14 protein-coding genes are annotated in these 16,957 nt (G+C 61.5%); 5 read left to right on the top strand and 9 right to left on the bottom strand.

The genetic code is table 11. The annotated features are described in order from the left end of the window. Positions 1–35 precede the first annotated feature (35 nt). On the top strand, positions 36–1,097 hold the full coding sequence (locus ACYQ2T_RS11880; RefSeq protein ID WP_459900802.1) for a phosphotransacetylase family protein: 1,062 nt from the start codon (positions 36–38) through the stop codon (positions 1,095–1,097). Positions 1,098–1,232: 135 nt separating this feature from the next. Here the strand turns inward: ACYQ2T_RS11880 and ACYQ2T_RS11885 are convergent, their stop codons facing one another. Then, the gene (locus tag ACYQ2T_RS11885) at positions 1,233–2,789 is read right to left on the bottom strand and encodes a flagellar hook protein FlgE (RefSeq protein ID WP_459900803.1); all 1,557 of its coding nucleotides are present in this window, start codon (positions 2,787–2,789) and stop codon (positions 1,233–1,235) included. 516 nt (positions 2,790–3,305) lie between these two features. Here ACYQ2T_RS11885 and ACYQ2T_RS11890 point away from each other — a divergent pair. Then, positions 3,306–5,276: a methyl-accepting chemotaxis protein gene (locus tag ACYQ2T_RS11890; protein ID WP_459900805.1), complete on the top strand. Its 1,971-nt coding sequence runs from the start codon at positions 3,306–3,308 to the stop codon at positions 5,274–5,276. An 82-nt stretch (positions 5,277–5,358) separates the two neighbouring features. Here ACYQ2T_RS11890 and rnhA read toward each other — a convergent pair whose 3' ends face one another. The 8 genes from rnhA to ACYQ2T_RS11930 all read right to left on the bottom strand — a co-directional run bounded on the left by rnhA (position 5,359) and on the right by ACYQ2T_RS11930 (position 13,297). Then, positions 5,359–5,841 carry a ribonuclease HI gene (gene rnhA / locus ACYQ2T_RS11895; protein WP_404843586.1) on the bottom strand — a complete coding sequence of 161 codons (483 nt, stop codon included), beginning with the start codon at positions 5,839–5,841 and terminating at the stop codon, positions 5,359–5,361. 9 nt (positions 5,842–5,850) lie between these two features. Then, positions 5,851–6,360, bottom strand: coding sequence for a hypothetical protein (locus ACYQ2T_RS11900; RefSeq protein ID WP_459900806.1), 510 nt, complete (start codon positions 6,358–6,360; stop codon positions 5,851–5,853). A 111-nt stretch (positions 6,361–6,471) separates the two neighbouring features. Continuing rightward, positions 6,472–7,719 carry an ABC transporter permease gene (locus ACYQ2T_RS11905; protein ID WP_404843584.1) on the bottom strand — a complete coding sequence of 416 codons (1,248 nt, stop codon included), beginning with the start codon at positions 7,717–7,719 and terminating at the stop codon, positions 6,472–6,474. Then, complete coding sequence (locus tag ACYQ2T_RS11910; protein WP_459900808.1) at positions 7,703–8,386, bottom strand: ABC transporter ATP-binding protein; 684 nt, start codon at positions 8,384–8,386, stop codon at positions 7,703–7,705. Before ACYQ2T_RS11910 ends, ACYQ2T_RS11905 begins: the two co-directional genes overlap by 17 nt. Further along, on the bottom strand, positions 8,387–9,622 hold the full coding sequence (locus tag ACYQ2T_RS11915; protein WP_459900810.1) for an efflux RND transporter periplasmic adaptor subunit: 1,236 nt from the start codon (positions 9,620–9,622) through the stop codon (positions 8,387–8,389). It abuts the gene before it with no gap. Between the two features lie 47 nt (positions 9,623–9,669). Continuing rightward, the gene (locus tag ACYQ2T_RS11920; RefSeq protein WP_459900811.1) at positions 9,670–11,421 is read right to left on the bottom strand and encodes an aldehyde ferredoxin oxidoreductase N-terminal domain-containing protein; all 1,752 of its coding nucleotides are present in this window, start codon (positions 11,419–11,421) and stop codon (positions 9,670–9,672) included. Then, the gene (locus tag ACYQ2T_RS11925; protein ID WP_404843580.1) at positions 11,414–11,869 is read right to left on the bottom strand and encodes a 4Fe-4S binding protein; all 456 of its coding nucleotides are present in this window, start codon (positions 11,867–11,869) and stop codon (positions 11,414–11,416) included. The genes ACYQ2T_RS11920 and ACYQ2T_RS11925 overlap by 8 nt, the downstream gene beginning before the upstream one ends. A gap of 60 nt (positions 11,870–11,929) precedes the next feature. Next, on the bottom strand, positions 11,930–13,297 hold the full coding sequence (locus tag ACYQ2T_RS11930) for a phosphomannomutase/phosphoglucomutase (protein WP_459900813.1): 1,368 nt from the start codon (positions 13,295–13,297) through the stop codon (positions 11,930–11,932). Between the two features lie 215 nt (positions 13,298–13,512). Between ACYQ2T_RS11930 and hflK the strand changes: the two genes are divergently transcribed. From hflK to ACYQ2T_RS11945, 3 genes are all read left to right on the top strand, one after another. Next, positions 13,513–14,592 carry an FtsH protease activity modulator HflK gene (gene hflK, locus ACYQ2T_RS11935; RefSeq protein ID WP_459900815.1) on the top strand — a complete coding sequence of 360 codons (1,080 nt, stop codon included), beginning with the start codon at positions 13,513–13,515 and terminating at the stop codon, positions 14,590–14,592. Beyond that, complete coding sequence (gene hflC, locus ACYQ2T_RS11940; protein WP_459900816.1) at positions 14,593–15,444, top strand: protease modulator HflC; 852 nt, start codon at positions 14,593–14,595, stop codon at positions 15,442–15,444. It abuts the gene before it with no gap. Positions 15,445–16,202: 758 nt separating this feature from the next. Next, a complete protein-coding gene (locus ACYQ2T_RS11945) occupies positions 16,203–16,925 on the top strand; it encodes a LexA family transcriptional regulator (RefSeq protein WP_404843576.1) in 723 nt (240 codons plus the stop codon). Positions 16,926–16,957: the final 32 nt, after the last annotated feature.

A 16,957-nucleotide genomic window follows, 5' to 3' on the forward strand; every position in this document is an offset into this window, starting at 1 on the left:
CGACAACAGGCCATACGAACGATGAGGAGGACACAATGTCAGGCATCTACATAGGCTCGACCTCCGGGTTTTCCGGCAAGAACATGGTCGTGATGGGGCTCGGCCTGAAGCTGCAAAAGGACGGCTACAGCGTCGGCTACATGAAGCCCGTCGGGGCCATGCCCACCGAGATTGACGGCAAACCCTGCGACGAGGACGCCTATTTCGTGCAGGACATTCTGGGCCTGAAGGACGACCCCGCAGACGTCACCCCCGTGCTGGTGACGCAGGATTTTAAGGTCCGCGCCTTTTCCGGCGAATGCGGCGACCTGATGGGCGACATTGAGGCCGCCTACAAACGCGTCAGCGCCGGGCACGATGTGACCATTGTTGCTGGCTCGGGCAGCATGTACTCGGGCAAATATTGCGACGTGGACGCCATCAATGTGGTCAAACGCCTTGGCCTGAAGACCATCATCATCGACAGGTATCAGGAAGAATTGAAGTACGACTACCTGATGGCCATGCGCGAGGCCCTTGGCGAGTCGCTCCTTGGCGTTATCCTGAACGACATTCCGCCGTCCTTTATGGACGAGGTGGAAGGCATGCTGCGCCCCTGTTTGGAGCGTGCGGGCGTGCGCGTTTTGGGCGTTATTCCCAAAGACCCGCTCATGGGCGCCATCAAGGTGTCCGACCTTGCGGAGCGCCTTGGGGGCAAGGTGATTTCCGCGCAGAACAAGGCGGACAAGGTGGTGGAGAATTTCCTCATCGGCACCATGCAGGTGGAGAACTTCATGACCCACTTCCGCAAAAACAAGAACTCCGCCATCATCGTTGGTGGCGACAGGTCCGACGTGCAGCTTGTGGCCCTTGAGGGCAACTGCCCTTGCCTTGTGCTCACCGGCAATCTGTACCCCAACGACATCATCCTCACCCGTTCCGAGGTGCTGGAGGTGCCCATCGTCATCGTGCGCGAGGATACCTATTCCGTGGCGAAAAAGATGGAAAGCATCCTCTCGCGCCACAAACTGCGCGACATCATCAAAATCCGTCAGGGCGCGCAGTTGGTGAGTTCCAGCATTGATTACGAATTCTTTAAGTCCTCACTTGGTTTATAGCCAGACGGCCTTTTGTCAGAGTGGAGACGGGGCGTCCCCTTGGGGGCGCTCCGTTTTTTTATGGCACAAAACACGACCGCCCCCACAGCAGCAGAGTGCGGTGGGGGCGGTCTTTTTCGCTGTGCGCTTGAAAGATTAGCGCTTCATGTTGATGAGCATCTCCAAAATGGAGTCCGAGGTGGTGATGACCTTGGAGTTGGCCTGGAAGCCGCGCTCCGTGGAAATCATCTTCACGAACTGGTCGGCCATGTCCACGTTGGAGGTCTCCAGCGTGCGTTCTGAAAGGACGCCGAAGTTGGCTTCGCCGGGCGTCCCTTCGACGGCTTCGCCGGAGTCCTGCGTGGCGCTGAAGTGGTTGGCGCCTTCGCGCCTCAGGCCCCATTCATTGGTAAAGGTGAACAGGGAGAACTGGAACAGGTCCTTGTTTACGCCGTTGGAGAAGTTGCCGACCATCACGCCGCTGCGGTCCACGCTGATGCTGGAGAGGAAGCCCTCGGCGTAGCCGTCCTGCGCCTTGGTAATGGTGGAACTGGTGCCCATGAAGTTGGTCGTCGGCCTGCTGGCCGGGGTGGCCCCGGTCATGGTGGGCAGCAGGGACGCGTCGGTCCCGATGTCCGCCGCCGAGGCGATTGTTCCGCTGTCAAAGCCCGTGCCTGTCAGGCCAAGGTCAAGACTGATGGTGCTTGGCCCGGAGGTTACCGTGGCCCCGGTTTCGTCGGCGCTGAGGAAAGTCATGTCGAAGGTGGGCGCGCCATCTTCGGAGACGCCTGCCGGAGTCCAGTTGGCGGGGTCGTTGGCGTCGCCTGTGCCGCTGTAGTTGAAGGCCGACATGCCCTTCAACTGGCCCGAGGAGTCAAAGGTCAGGGTGCCAGCCATGGCAAGGCCTGCGCCCTTGGTTCCCGCCATTGCGGCGCGGCCGTCTTCGCCGGGGTCGAATCCGGCAACAAATTCATATGTGGTCTCGCCGCCCGCGTTGCTGGCGGAGACAGGGTCAAAGTGCACGTTGAGGGTGTGGGCGTTGCCCTGGTCGTCATACACCTTTACCGCGGCGGAGTAGGCCGTGGCTTCGGTGCTGAGGGGACCGTCCTCATTGGTGCCGTCCCAGCTCTTGAGCAGGGCAAAGAACGGGTCCGTGGCGTCGGAGGTGCGCTCTTCGTCGGCGGCAAGGCCAAGATTGACGTTCAGCGATACGGCGGAGGTGGCCTTTGGCGGCACGGTCACAAGGCCGCCCTCGCCCATGGTTAACTGGATGTCCGTGGTGGCGGCGGCAACGTTGCCGTTGTCGTCAATGGTCTTGCCCTGCACGTGGTAGCCGTTGGGGTCCACAAGGAAGCCCTCTTTGTCGAAGCGGAAATTGCCCGCGCGGGTGTAGCGGACCTTGTCGTCCTGCGTCACGCGGAAGAATCCGTCCCCGGCAATGGCGAGGTCCGTGGCCTCGGCCCCCGGCTGAAAGCCGCCAATGTTGAAATCCGTGAGGATGGCGCCAAGCCCGACGCCAAGCCCCTTTTGCGACATGCTTACATCCGGGGAGGACCCCGTGGATGCAAACTGGCTCATCAGCGTCTGGAAGTGAACGTCCGCGCTCTTGTAGGCGAGGGTGTTCACATTGGCCAGATTGTTGCCGATATTGCCCATGCGTTCGCCGTGGGACTTCATGCCCGTCGTCCCTACGTACATGGATGAAAAACTCATACGTGTTCTCCTTCACTACCGATTTTTGCCCGGAAGGCATTTTTTGCCTTCGCAGGGGTATATCGCAAAGGCCGTGCCAGAATGTGCAGGAGTGTGCGACGGATGCGCAGCGCGCGCCGCCAATGCACGGCGCATAAGGGTTTAATGCGTTAAAAGGCCCGGATTGCGGCTGTTTTCGCAGAGGTTGCACCTTGCAAGAGTTGCGCTTTTGTGCTGAGTGAATGCGTGCGCTCACGCAGTGAGGAGGCACGTTTTGCATCATCGTTATGCAGCGGATGATGGTGCGTGCTTGCGGCCTGCGTCCCGAGTGCGCGGCCGGGCACAAAGATGCGCGGGGCGGCAAAAAGCTTTTGATTTCAGATGATAAAGTTGTTTGTATAGATTCGCTTAAGCGTATTGAAGTCATACTGCGCCTGAGGGATATGCAGTACGGCTCTGGAGCAATCTGCGGATAGAGTGTTCACAGACAATTTTGCATTGGGCTGAAGGCTCTTCGGCCCGTTAGGGAGAGAGGACATGTCTGTACGGATGAAATTGACCAGCATCGGGGCCATCGCCCTTGTCGGGCTGGTCGCGGTGTTCGCCATTAGTGTGTATGGCGGCTGGAGTGTGCGGCAGACAATGCTGCTGGAGAAGGAAGCGAGCAGCGCCGGGGCGGCCATGCTTCAGGCGCGGCGGCATGAAAAGAATTTTATCTTGCGCATGGAGCGCCAATGGGCGGACAAAGCCATAGACGCCCTGGGCGATGTGCGCGCGCGGCTGCGCCATCTGCAGCACAACGACCCGGACTTTGCGGCGCGCGCCGGAAAGGCGCTGAGCTACCTTGAAAGCTATGAGGGCAGCTTCAAAACGGCGGTCATGTACGAAGAGCGCCTTGGATTCAGTGAGGATCAAGGCCTGCGCGGCGAGATGCGCCGCAGCGTGCACGACATGGAAAACACCTTTGCGCGTGTGGACGTACCGGAGCTGCAGTACCGCCAGCTGATGCTGCGCCGGTACGAAAAGGACTTCATCATCCGCGGCAGTGAAAAGGCGGAGCAGAAATTTGCCGGGGCCGTCCGCCAGATGCGCACGGCTCTTGATGCCTCTGCGGACATTGATGCCGCCCTGCGCTCGCAGCTGACCAGCGACCTTGACGCCTATGTGAACAGTTTTGCCCAGTTGGTGAAGACGCGCCACGCTCTGAACGACCAGCGGGCCGCCTTCATCAACGCCGCCCGCAGTGTGGAGCCGCTGGTGCTGAGCATTGCGCAGGACGCCGCCGCGCGGCAGGATTCGGCCTTCAAGGCGGGCGTCATTGTGTCCGTTGTGGCGGCGCTGGCTACGGCGCTGGCGCTCATTGTGTGCATCTATCTTGTTGGACGCTCCATCCTGCGTCCCCTTGCGGCGTTGCAGGACTGTTCCGACAAAGTGGCGCAGGGCGATTACGAGGCGGTGTCCAAGGTGGGCTTTACCGGCGAGTTTGAGGCGCTGCGGGCGGATGTGGAACTGATGGTTGCCAGCATCCGCAAGGCCATGGACGACGCCCACGCCAAGAGCGGGGAGGCCGCCCAGCAGGCGGTCAAGGCGCAGAAGGCCATGGACGAAGCCCACGAGCGCGAAGCGCAGGTGCGAGAACTCCTCGGCACCATTACCGATGTTGCCAAGCAGTCTGTGGAGATTACCGAGGCGTTGTCCGCCGCGTCTGCCCAGCTGGCCGCCGAAGTGGAGCAAACCACCGAGGGCGCGGCGCTGCAGCAGCAGCGCGTGGGGCAGACCGCCACGGCCATGGAGCAGATGACGGCGTCCATCCTTGAGGTGGCGCGCAATTCCGCCTCCGCGGCGGAGATGGCGCACAAGAGCCGCGAGGATGCCATGGAGGGCCGCCAGCGCGTAGAGAATACGGTTAAGGACGTGGCAAAGGTGCAGTCCAGCACCGAGGAACTTTCCGCCGTCATGGACGACCTGAGCGAAAAGGCCAGCTCCATTGGCGAGGTGATGAACGTCATCGCGGACATTGCGGACCAGACGAACCTGCTTGCCCTGAACGCCGCCATTGAGGCCGCCCGCGCGGGCGACGCCGGGCGCGGCTTTGCCGTTGTGGCCGACGAAGTGCGCAAGCTGGCGGAGAAGACCATGGCCGCCACGCAGGAAGTGGGCCGGGCTATCTCCGGCGTGCAGGAATCCGTGCAAAGCACGGTGGCCAAGCGCCGCGTGGCCGAGGATGCCCTGCAGGCCACAGTCCAGCATGCCCGCGAAGCCGGAGAGATGCTGGAAGGCATTGTGGAGAGCGTGGAAGGCACGGCCCAGATGGCGCAGAACATCGCCACCGCAGCCGAGGAGCAGTCCTCCGCCTCCGAGCAGATTAACGGCTCCGTGGAGGAAATCAGCGTGGTGACGGACGAGACGGCCAAGGGCGCTGTGGAGTCCGCCGAAGCCATCCGCGGCATTGCCGGACGCGCCGAGCAGTTGCAGCGCCTTATTCAGCAACTGCGCGCCGCCAGCTGATACATCGTACCGGAACTATAACGAACGGCCCGGAAGGAGATGTCCTTCCGGGCCGTTTTTTTTTCGCCGGGGCGGGGGGAGGTTAGCCGGGGTAGCCCTCGTCAACGGGCAGACCGGACTGCTGGGCGGCGGCTTTGGCAAGCTCGTCACAGCGTTCGTTGTCCGGGTTGCCGCTGTGGCCTTTGACCCAGTTGTAGGAAATGTTGTGCTTGGCGATAAGCGGCAGGATGCGCTGCCACAGGTCCTGATTTTTTACGGGCTTTTTGGCGGCGGTTTTCCAGCCGCGCTTTTGCCAGTTGCCAATCCAGTTCTGCCGGATGGCGTCCAGAAAGTATTTGGAATCGGAGTGCAGTTCCACGTCGCAGGGGCGCGTGAGGGCGGAGAGCGCTTCGATAACGGCGGTAAGCTCCATGCGGTTGTTGGTGGTTTCCCGGAAGCCGCCGGAGAGTTCCTTTTTGGTGTCGCCAAAGCGGAGCACCGCGCCCCAGCCGCCGGGGCCGGGGTTGCCGAGGGCGGAGCCGTCGGTATGGATGATGACGGTCTGCCCGTCTGGTGTGTCGGTCATGCTGTATCCTTATGGGGTCGTCGTGTGGTTCAGGTCCATGAGCCGCTGCCACGTCAGGGCGAGGGCCTTGATAAGGCCTGTGGGCCAGCTGTCGCTGGCAAAGTACGGCGCCATGTGCGTTGTTTGCAACTGCGTGATGAATTCCGGCCCAAGGGCGCGCTCCACCAGCGGCGGGAAGAAGACGATGAGCTTTTCGTTGGCGGTATCAAGGCCGAAGAATATGGTCTTGGAGTCCAGCGCCGGGATTTCCACGGGCCCGTCCTGAATGGACAGGCGTAGCTCCACGCCGAATTCCTCTTCGAACATGCTGGAGAGCTCGTAAAGGTGCTTCTTTTGCGCCTTGCTCATAAGGCCCGTGGCGTCCTGCAGGGTACTGCGGGATTTGATGTCCTCTATGGTTCTGTCAAAGTGCTGCATGTACAGCCAGCCCACGCCGAGAAAGACGCAGATGAGGAGCATGATGCGCAGAAAGCGGATGCCGCCCGATTCCGACTGGGGCGGCAGGATGTTGAGTCGCATGGGGTTCTCCTTGAAGCAGCCCGGCCCGCTGGAGGGCGGTGCCATAAGGGCGTCGTGGACGATGCCGCACGGTATGCGCAGGGTGGTTGCGCCGTCAAGGCGGCAGGCGGTCTAGTTTTCCTCGCCGCGCAGGGCGGCAACCGGGTCCATGAGCGCGGCGCGCCGCGCCGGACGGATGCCGAACACCACGCCAATGGCCGACGCGGAGAGGAGCGCCAGCACAAAGACCTTGGCCGAGAACTGAATCTCCAAAATGCCAAGGCGGGACAGCGTTTGCCCAAGGCCCATGCCAAGAGCCATGCCGATGAGCGCCCCGGCGCAGGTGAGCAGTAGCGCCTCCATGAGGAATTGCGCCGTCAGCACCCACGAGGACGCCCCAAGGGCCTTGCGCAGGCCAATTTCCGTAATGCGTTCGCTGACGCTGATATAAAAGAGGTTGGCAAGGACAAAGCCGCCCACCAGCATGGCCACAGCGGCGGTAACGCCCAAAAACGCCACCAGCCCGCCCTTGAGGATGCTGATGAATTTGAGAATTTCATCGGCGGTGAGGATGGTGAAGTCGTCCGGTTCATCGGCGCGCAGGCCGTGCAGGTGCCGCAAAAAGGAGCGCAGGTTCTCCACGTGGGCACTCATGTGCTCCGGGTCGTGGAACTTGACGCGGATGGCGCGGAAGTATTTGCGGTCCATATTGAAGCGCTGGGTCAGGGTGGTCAGGGGCAGGACCATGCGCTCGTCAATATTGCCGCGCCCGCCCGTGAAGCCCCGGTACGACAGCCGCCCGATGATTTGCACGGGCAGGTCGTCCAGAAACACCACCTTGCCGATGGGCGATTCGTCGCCGAACAACTCCTGCGAGACGGCCTCGCCGATGAGGCCGACCTTGGCCCCGCGCGTCACGTCCTCCTTGGTGAAGTCGCGCCCGGCGGCCAGCGGCCAGTTCCAGACCTCGGAGTAGCCCTCAGTGGCGCCGACGACCACGGGCACTTGCATATTCTTGTTGCCGGACTTGGCCGTGATGTTGCCCTTGCCGCGCATGGGCACCACCAAATATGCGCCGGGCAGGGACTCGCGCAGGCGGCGCACGTCTGTCCACGACAGGGTGAGGGTGCGCTTGCCCACGGCGCGGCTGCGGATGTCGCCGCCAAGGATGAAGGCGGCGTCCGGGCCGAACATTTCCATGATTTCCATGGTGCGCCGCTCCGCGCCGTCAATGGCGGTGACGATGATGGTCAGCGCCGCAATGCCAAGGGCGATGGCGGAGACCACAAACGCACTGCGCAGTTTGTAGGCCCACACGGCTTCGGCGGCAAAGCCGAGGGCGCGGTACAACTGGCGGCAGGCCCTACAGGTTGGACGCAATCTGGCCGTCCGCGAGGAGGATGCGTGTTGAGGCATGGCGTGCTGTGTCCTCGTCGTGGGTCACCATGACGACAGTGGTCCCCTGCTGGTTGATGCGGGAGAGCAGGTCCATGATTTCCGTGCTGGTGGCGGAGTCCAGCTGGCCTGTCGGCTCGTCGGCAAAGATGACCGCCGGGCCGTTGATGAGGGCGCGGGCCAGGGCCACACGCTGCTGCTGGCCGCCGGAAAGCTGGGACGGGCGGAACGAGGCGCGGTCTTCAAGCCCCACAAGGCCCAGAAGCTCATGCGCCCGCGCCGTGAGTTCGCGGCGCGAGGTGTCGCCGTACAGGCCGGGCAGGATGACGTTTTCAAGGGCCGAGGCGTAGGGGATGAGGTAAAAGCTCTGAAAGACGAAGCCAAAGCGCGTGCCGCGCAGGCTGCTGGCTTCATCGTCGTCCATGTTCGCCACGTTGGAGCCGTCGAGCAGGTAGCGCCCGGAGGAGGGGCGGTCCAGCAGGCCGAGGATGTGCAGCAGGGTGGACTTGCCGGAGCCGGACGTCCCCTGCAGCGCCACAAAATCGCCGTGGTCAATGGTCAGGGACACGCCCTTGAGGACGTTTGTGACCATATCCCCTTGCGTGTAGTCGCGCCGGATGTCGTCAAGCTGGATAAGCGGGGCGTCTGTCATCTACTTGGACGCCTTTTTCTTTTTGGCGCCGGGCAGCACCAGCTGGGTGGCGACGGTGTCGCCGTCGCTGAGGCCCTCAAGAACTTCCGTCCGCTGGCTTCCGGCGAGGCCGAAGGTCGGCGAGGTGCGCCGCGTTTCGCCCTTGTCCACCACGTATACCGCCTGCTCGCCGCTCACCCACTTGATGGCGCTGTTGGGCAGGGAGAGAACGTCGTCCTTGGTCTGGACGATGATGCGACACTGGGTGGTCATCTCCGGGCGCAGGCTCAGGGCCGTGTCGCTGCCAAGGGTAACGAGGGCCTGATAGTACACGATGTTGTCGCGGACCTCCGGCTCCGGGTAGATTTGGTCGATGCTGCCGTTGAAGACCGTGTCCGGATAGGCGTCCACAAGGAATTCTACGGGCATGCCCTGCTTCACCTGCCCGATGTCCGTTTCATCCACGTAAATCCACATTTCAAGGCGCGTTGGGTCCAGCACGGTGATGAGGTTCGTCACCTGCAGGCCCGAGACCACGGTTTCGCCTTCCTGCGCGGTGACTTTGCTCACCACGCCGGTGATGGGGCTTTTGATGCGGGTGTAGGACAGGCGCGTGCGGATGGAGTCCAGATTGGCGCGGGCTTCCTGCACGGCCTTTTCGGCCTTGCGCCGCTCCTTGATGAATTCCTTGCGCAGGCGGGCGAGGGCGGCCTTGCGGGCGCGCAGTTGGTTGCCCTTCACGTCCGCGCTTTGGACGGCGCTGTCCAGCGTATCGCGGGCGATGAGGTTTTTGGCGTACAGGCGTTCTTGCCGCTCCAGATTCTGGATGGCGTAGTCGGCTTCTGCTTCGGCGGCGGCGTAATCGGCCTCGGCCTCGGTAATTTGCAGGGGGTAGACCGTGCGCACGCGGTCCAGCTCGGCCTTGGTGCGCTCAAGGCGCGCCGTGGCTTCGGTTTGCGTGGCGTTGAGTTCGCGGTCGTCGATGATGGCGATCAGGTCGCCTTTGGTGACGGCGTCGCCCACTTTCACGCGCATGCTGGTGATGCGCCCGGTGGCCTGCGCGCCGATTTTGACAATGGCACCCACCTGCGCCTTGACGATGCCGGTGGCGTCCAGCTGTTTGCGCACTTGTCCTTTGCGGACGGTGTCAGTCTTCAGCACGGTAATGGCGCCGCCGCTGTTGCCGGAGAACCAAAGAAAGGCCCCACCAGCCAAGAGCGCCAGCGCCAGAGTGATAAGCAGTAGTCTTCTACGCACGTGAATCCTTGTCGCGTCGAGGGTCTATGGGAAGTCGAAAGCGCAGGTTACTCTGCGGAGTTGGCGAGGTCCAGTATCGCCGCGGCGTATTTCTCCTTGATTTCATTCAGATAGGCTTCGTCCATGCCGCCCTTCCAGGTGACGACCTCAAGAAAACGGCGGGGGATTTTTACGGCGCGCGGGTCGAAGCCGCAGGCCAGCTTGTGCCGCCAGCGCAGGATTTGCATCTCGCGCGCGAGGTCGTCCAGGCGGTCAGCCGCGTCCGCAAGGCCCACGGAGGTCAGCGCCTGCTGCAGGCGCTCTGTGCTGTAGACCTTGCGCGCAAACAGGCAGGACACCATGCCCGTCAGCATCACGCGTTTGCGCTCATCCTCAATCATGAAGGCGACGGCGTCGTCGGCGTCCTGCTCGCCGGGTTTGGCCTTTTGGTCATAGGAGTACGCGCCGCTGTCGAGGTGCGAATGCCGAAAGCCCAGCGCCTGCGAAACAAAATACACTTCGCCCGTGGCGTAGCCCGCCATCTCCTGCCCGAGGACGCAGGCGAACTCTTCGCCGCCGTAGTGCTTGGCCGCGGCCAGTGCGCCCTGCCCAAGGCGGGCGTAGAATTCGTTGGCGCGGCTGCCCAGCAGGGGCACGGCGTCGATGAAGCCGCTTTTTGTGCCGCTGACGAGGGGGACGATGGTGTCCTCCTGACGAATGAGACCTTTGTCCAGTGCTTCGGCGGCCCACGCCAGCGCCACGCCCGCGCTCATCACGTCCAGCCCTTGGCGCTCGCACTCGTCGAGAATGGCCAGCACGTCGGACGCCGAGGTCAGCCCCAGCATGGACCCGCAGGCAAAAATAGGCTCGTAGTCGTAGGAGACCTGCCGGTAGAGGTATTCATTTTCGTCGGCAAATTTTTCGCGCAGCAGGCCGATGTGGATGCAGCCCACCGGACACCCGGCGCAGGCCGTCTGCCGCAGCAGGAGCTGTTCTGCAAAGCGCTCGCCGGAGATGCCGTCGATTTCCGGGCGGGTGGTCTTGCGCAGGTTGTCCCACGGCAGGGCCTTGAGTTCATTGAGGGCGAGCAGGTTCTCGGCAGTGCCAAGGTTGTGGTACTTGCTCATCATCCCGGAGTCCGTGACTTCCGTGTAGATGTCTTTGAACAGGTCCTTGTAGTCCTTGCCGCCGGGCAAATCGAGTTCGCGGTCACCGATGACGGCGAGGCCCTTGAGGTTTTTAAAGCCCATCACCGCACCGGAGCCAAGGCGGCCAAAGTGGCGGAAGGAGTCCACATTGATGCAGGCGTAGGCAACGCCGTTTTCCCCGGCGGGACCGATGCGGATGATGCTGCCGTGCCCGTGGGTGGGGCGGCGCTTGCGCAGGTACTTGCCGGTGCTGAACACGTCGCGCCCGCGCAGGTATTCCACGTTTTCGACGTCGATTTTCCGTCCGCCCACGGTGAGGAAGGACAGCTCCTTTGCCTTGCCCGTGACGACAATGGCGTCGTACCCCGCAAAGCGCATGGACAGCGCAAGGCGTCCGCCCGCGTGGGATTCGGCGTATTCGTCGTTGTAGGGCGATTTGAAGGCGCACACCACTTTGCTCATCAGCGGGAACATGCCCGTCAGCGGGCCAATGGCAAAGATAAGGGGCTGGGAGGGATGCTCCGCCGGGTGGTCCGGACTGCCGAAGTGCTCAAACAGCGCGGCGGCAAGGCCGGACCCGCCAAGGGTTTCGCTGACCGGGGCAAAGTCCGAGCGCTTGCCCTTTCCGGTGTCCAGATTCACGTGCAGGATGTGGAACATGCGGTCACTCATCGGACGCCTCCCTGCGGCTTGGGGTGGCGGAGGAGGGCTGCGGCGTTCCCGCGTCCACAAGTTCCAAACAGTCGTGCGGACAGAAGGGGACGCACCGCCCGCAGTGGATGCAGACGTAGGGCAGGCCGTCCTCGTCGCTCATGGCAATGGCGTCCACGGGGCAGGCGGCCGCGCATTCGCCGCAGCGGATGCACAGCTCGCGCTTGACCTTGACGCCGCCGTCCTTGCGTTGGCTAAAGGCCCCGGTGGGGCAGGCAATGGCGCATGGTGCCGGGTCGCAGGCAAGACAGTAGCGGGCTTCAAATCCTGTAGTGAGGCCGCCTGCCGAGCCGATGCGGATGCCCGCACGGGACCAGGACAGGCTGCTGTGGACGAGACGGGAACAGGCGAGAGAGCAGGAATGGCACCCGATGCAGCGTTCCATATGGCTGGCACGGAGTATCTTCATGGTGCGTGGCTCCACCATGCCGCCGGGTCGTATGCCCCGGCGGCATGGATTCGGTCGGAGTTAGGCCATTTCGGCAATCCACTCGGCGAGCGGAACCTCGATGACCTTGCGGATTTCTTCCAGACGCTCTGGCGACTGCGCCTCAAAGCGCAGGACGAGCACGGGCTGCGTGTTGGAAGCGCGCAGCAGGGCCCATCCGTCCGGGAAAGTGATGCGGACGCCGTCAACGTCGATGATATCATACTTTTCCCGGAAGTAGTCCTGCGCGCGGCGCACCACGTCAAACTTGATGGCGTCGGGGCAGTCCTTGCGGATTTCCGGGGTGTTGTAGGTCTTGGGCCAGTCGCTGAGGTAGGTGCTGATGGGCACGCCGGGCTTCTCGCTCATGATTTCCACGATGCGCTGGGCCGCGTAGCAGCCGTCGTCAAAGCCGTAGTAGCGGTCGGCAAAGAACATGTGGCCGCTCATTTCGCCGGCCAGCTGCGCGCCGGTTTCCTGCATGCGGGCTTTGATGAGGGAGTGCCCGGTCTGCCCCATGATGGGCACGCCGCCGTGCTCGGCAATGTCGTTGTACATGAGGTGGGTGCACTTGACCTCGCCAATGATGGTGGCGCCGGGAATGTTGTCCAGCACGGAGCGGGCGTAGATGGCAAGGAGCTGGTCGCCGTAGATCATGTTTCCGGTCTCGTCGATGACGCCGATGCGGTCGCCGTCGCCGTCCAGACCGATGCCAAGGTCCGCGCCTTCGTCCTGCACGCGCTGGATGAGGTCCGCCATGTACTTGGGCACGATGGGGTCGGGGTGATGGTTGGGAAAGTCGCCGTCCGGGTCGCAGTACTGGTCGATGACCGTTGCGCCGATGCGGGTGAGCAGCTCGCGGCATACTTCGCCCGCCGCGCCGTTGCCGCCGTCGAGGACGACCTTGACCGGATTTTTCAGCGTGGTCTGGGCGGCCAGTTCGTCGAGATAGGCGGGCACGATGTCGTGCTCGCTGGCGACGCCGGAGCCGGTTTCAAATTCACCGGCCTGCATGATGTGGTAAATTTTTTGGATTTCCTCGGAGTGGATGGTGGTCTCACCGGCCCAGACCTTAAAGCCGTTGAACTCCGGCGGATTGTGGCTGGCGGTGATCATGACGCCGGCCTTGCGCCCCAGCGTTTTACAGGCGAAGTAGAACAGCGGCGTGGCGACCATATTCAGATAGACAACATCAATTCCCGTCTCGGTAAGGCCCTTGATGATGCTCTTTTGGTACAGGGGAGAGGAGTGCCTGCAATCGTGGGCCACAACGGCCTGCGTGTGCCCCAGCTGCCTAAAGTAGGTGCCGCAGGCGCGCCCGAGGGTCTCGACCCATTCTGCATCGAAGTCGGTGTCCACGATGCCGCGGATGTCATAGGCCCTGAAGATCTCCTGATTGACGGGTTTCATTTGTCCTCCGTATTTCTTGGCATTTTCTTTCGTATATTCATTGCGGAACCCGGCACTACCATACTACACTTAGGGTTGGGTGTACGACATTTTTCGGGACGGACGCAAAACGTGTGCGGCCCGGCCCACGCCGTTTCCATGGCACTGCGCCGGAGGGCGACATGTTCAGGAGGTCTGCTTGACCTCTGAAATCATTGAACGTAATTGGTGTTATTATGAATTGGGATTGGGAAAAACTCCAGGAAAAACGGAAAAGGCAGCCGGGCGGCGGAGGCGGAGGCCCCAATTTCGGCGACGTGAACGTCGATTGGGACCGCTTCAAGAATTTCAAGTTCCCGGCATGGCGCATTGTGCTTCTTATAGCCCTTGTGCTGTGGCTTGCCTCGGGCATCTACATCGTTGGACCGGATGAGGTCGGCGTTGTGCAACGCTTTGGGGCTTTTGAACGACAGTCGGAACCCGGCCCGCACTACAGGTGGCCCTTCCCCATCGAGTCCGTGCAGACGCCGAAGGTGACGCAGATTCGCCGCGTTGAGGTTGGCCTTCGTACCGTAGGCCGCCGCACGCAGTTCTCCTCGGGGCAGTTCCAGGACGTGCCGCAGGAATCGCTCATGCTCACGGGTGACGAGAACATCGTCGACGTGCAGTTCATCGTGCAGTACCTCATCCGCGATGCGAAGAACTACCTCTTTAATGTGCAGAATCAGCACGAGACTGTAAAGAGCGTGGCCGAAGCCGGAATGCGTGAAGTCATCGGTCGCAACAAGATCGACACGGTGCTTACTACGGACAAGCTCGCCATCCAGAACGAAACCCGCGAGCTGATGCAGGAAATGTTGGACCGCTACGAGGCTGGCGTACGCGTTGTGGCTGTGCAGCTGCAGAACGTGCATCCGCCCAAGGAAGTCATCGACGCCTTTAAGGACGTGGCATCCGCGCGCGAGGACAAGAGCCGCTTCATCAACGAAGCCGACGCCTACCGCAACGACCTGCTGCCCAAGGCGCGTGGTCAGGCGGCTGTGCTCCTGAACAAGGCCGAGGCCTTTAAGGAGACGCAGGTACGCAAGGCCAAGGGTGACGCTGCACGCTTCCTCGCCGTGCTTGAGGAATACAACAAGGCCAAGGACGTGACGCGCAAGCGCCTGTACCTTGAAACCATGGAACACATCCTCTCCAACCCCAACACGGAAAAGATCATTATGTCCGACGAAGCCCTGCGGGGTGCGGTGCCCTATCTGCCGCTGTCCCCCAGTGGCTCTTCCGCGCGGCCTTCTGGCAAGGGAGGGAGCAACTAAATGTCTTCCAACAAATCCGTAGCCCTTATTGTGCTGCTGGTGGCGCTGTTCGTCGGCGCAACGCAGACCGTGTATACCGTGGATGAGACGGAATCGGGCATTGTGCTCCAGCTTGGTAAGCCCGTTGGCGGCATTATGGAGCCGGGGCTGCACTTTAAGCTGCCCTTTGTCCAGAACGTCATTTTCTTCGACAAGCGCGTGCTCGAATACGACGCCCGCCCCGAGGAAATCCTCACCAGCGACAAGAAAACCATGCTGGTGGACAACTATACCAAGTGGCGCATCGTGGACCCGCTGGAGTTCTACCGGACTCTGCGGACCGTGAACACCGCCCGCTCGCGTTTGGACGACATCATCTACTCCCAGCTGCGCGCTTCCCTTGGCCGCTACACCCTCGGTGAGGTTGTGGCCCACAAGCGCGCGCAGATTATGGAAGAGGTGACCAAGCGCTCCTCCACGCTCATCAGCGAATACGGCATCGAGGTTGTGGACGTTCGCATCAAGCGCACCGACCTGCCCCCGGAGAACGAACGCGCTATCTTTGGCCGCATGCGCGCCGAGCGTGAACGTCAGGCCAAGCAGTACCGCTCCGAAGGTCAGGAGGAATCCGCAAAGATCAAGTCGCAGGCCGATAAGGAACGCGCCCTCATCCTCGCCGAGGCCGAGCGCAAGGCTCAGGTGCTGCGAGGTGAAGGCGAAGCCGAAGCGACCAAGATTTTCGCTGGTGCCCTCAAGCAGTCGCCGGACTTCTACTCCTTCAAGCGTAGCCTTGAAGCGTACGAGAAGAGCTTTGACGACAAGACCAGAATCATTATGACCCCGGACAACGAGTTCATGCGCTACATGCGCTAAACTGCTCCGCTTTGAAACATAGAACGCCCCATCTCGCCGAGGTGGGGCGTTTTTTTGGATATGGATGGCAAGATAGACATGTGGTAAATTGATTGACAATATCGGCGGGGCCATTCAAAAAGGGGTTGCTTTTTCCGCGTGGGAATTGAATGATTACTGCGCAAGCAACAAAACGAGATGGCGAGAACGATAGGGATTTGACAAACTGGACCAGATTAGTATGATTATTGCCTACGCCGCTCCGGCTGAATAGGACAATGCACACAAGGGCGCGAGTGCATATAGATTAAGGCGCGCCTGTGTCGACATTGGCAGAATTCTGATCGAATGGTTCCGTGTGGATATACGACCTCACATTTTTCCTTCCACCCGCGCGTTTTCACTTCGATGCGCTGCCTGTCTCCCTTTCGTCTTCAGTGGCTCTTGATTCGGTGGGCGCCCCGGCGGCCGTGATGGCTCCGGCAGCAGGTGCCGTGGAATTCCAAGTGCCACAAGCTGCTCAATGCGCTTGGCAGGAGAGCGGTTGCCCTTGACGATGTGCGTCATCATCGAGGGATGAACCCCTATCATGCGCGCCAGCTCCTTCATTGGGATGCCGTGGTACGCCAGCCAAGCCCGTAGAGCCGCCTGTCGGCCGCAGGGGTGTTGGTCCAAGGATGTGTGAATTTTTTGTTCCATAACGATGTCCTAGCGAGTTGACTGTATAGACTAGCTGATAGTCTTGTCAATACTCTGCTATGGAAAAGAAGGGTTTATTAATGAGTAAGACAGGTTCCAAGTACGGACAAGGGTTCGGACCGGTCGTTGAACGGATAAAGGAAGCAACCGGAACGAGAACGCAGGTCGAGCTGGCCAGTGTTCTGGGTATCCGCCAGTCCAGTATTTCCGATGCCAAGCGCAGGGACTCCGTCCCCGCGGATTGGTTTTTGACGCTGTTCCGCAAGTACGGTCTCAACCCCGATTGGCTGGCCATGGGCCGCGGTCCTGAGCACATCAAGACCAAGGAAGGCTACCAGCCCTTTGATCAGCCTGCGCTGTCCGAGACGCTGCATGAAGAGGGCGCGCCCTATGGCGACCCGCTGGCCTCCGGCAAGGTGGTCACCTATTACGGTATGGCAGGCGAACTGAGCGAGCAGGGCCAGTGGAAGCCCACCGCCGCAGGACAGATTATCATCCCCTCCGCCTTTGACCGCGAGTCCTTGCTTGTGGTGCAGATGGATGGTGCGGGCATGGAGCCCCTGCTGCGCCGCGGCGCTTTTGTGGGCCTGGACCGCGACCAGAAGGCCATCACTTCCGGCGAAGTCTACGGCGTGCTGGTTCCCTACGAGGGACTGGTCATCCGCCGCGTGTACTTTGACGCCCAGCAGAATCTCTTCGTCCTCAAGTCGGAGAACCCCAATCATGTGGACCAGCAGCTGTCCATCGACGAATACGGCGAGAAGGTCGTTGGCCGCATGATTTGGTCTATGCAGGAAGCGTAAGCCAAGCATTCCCCGGATATCCACCGCATCAG

The sequence above is a fragment of the Desulfobaculum senezii genome (genome assembly GCF_054657395.1).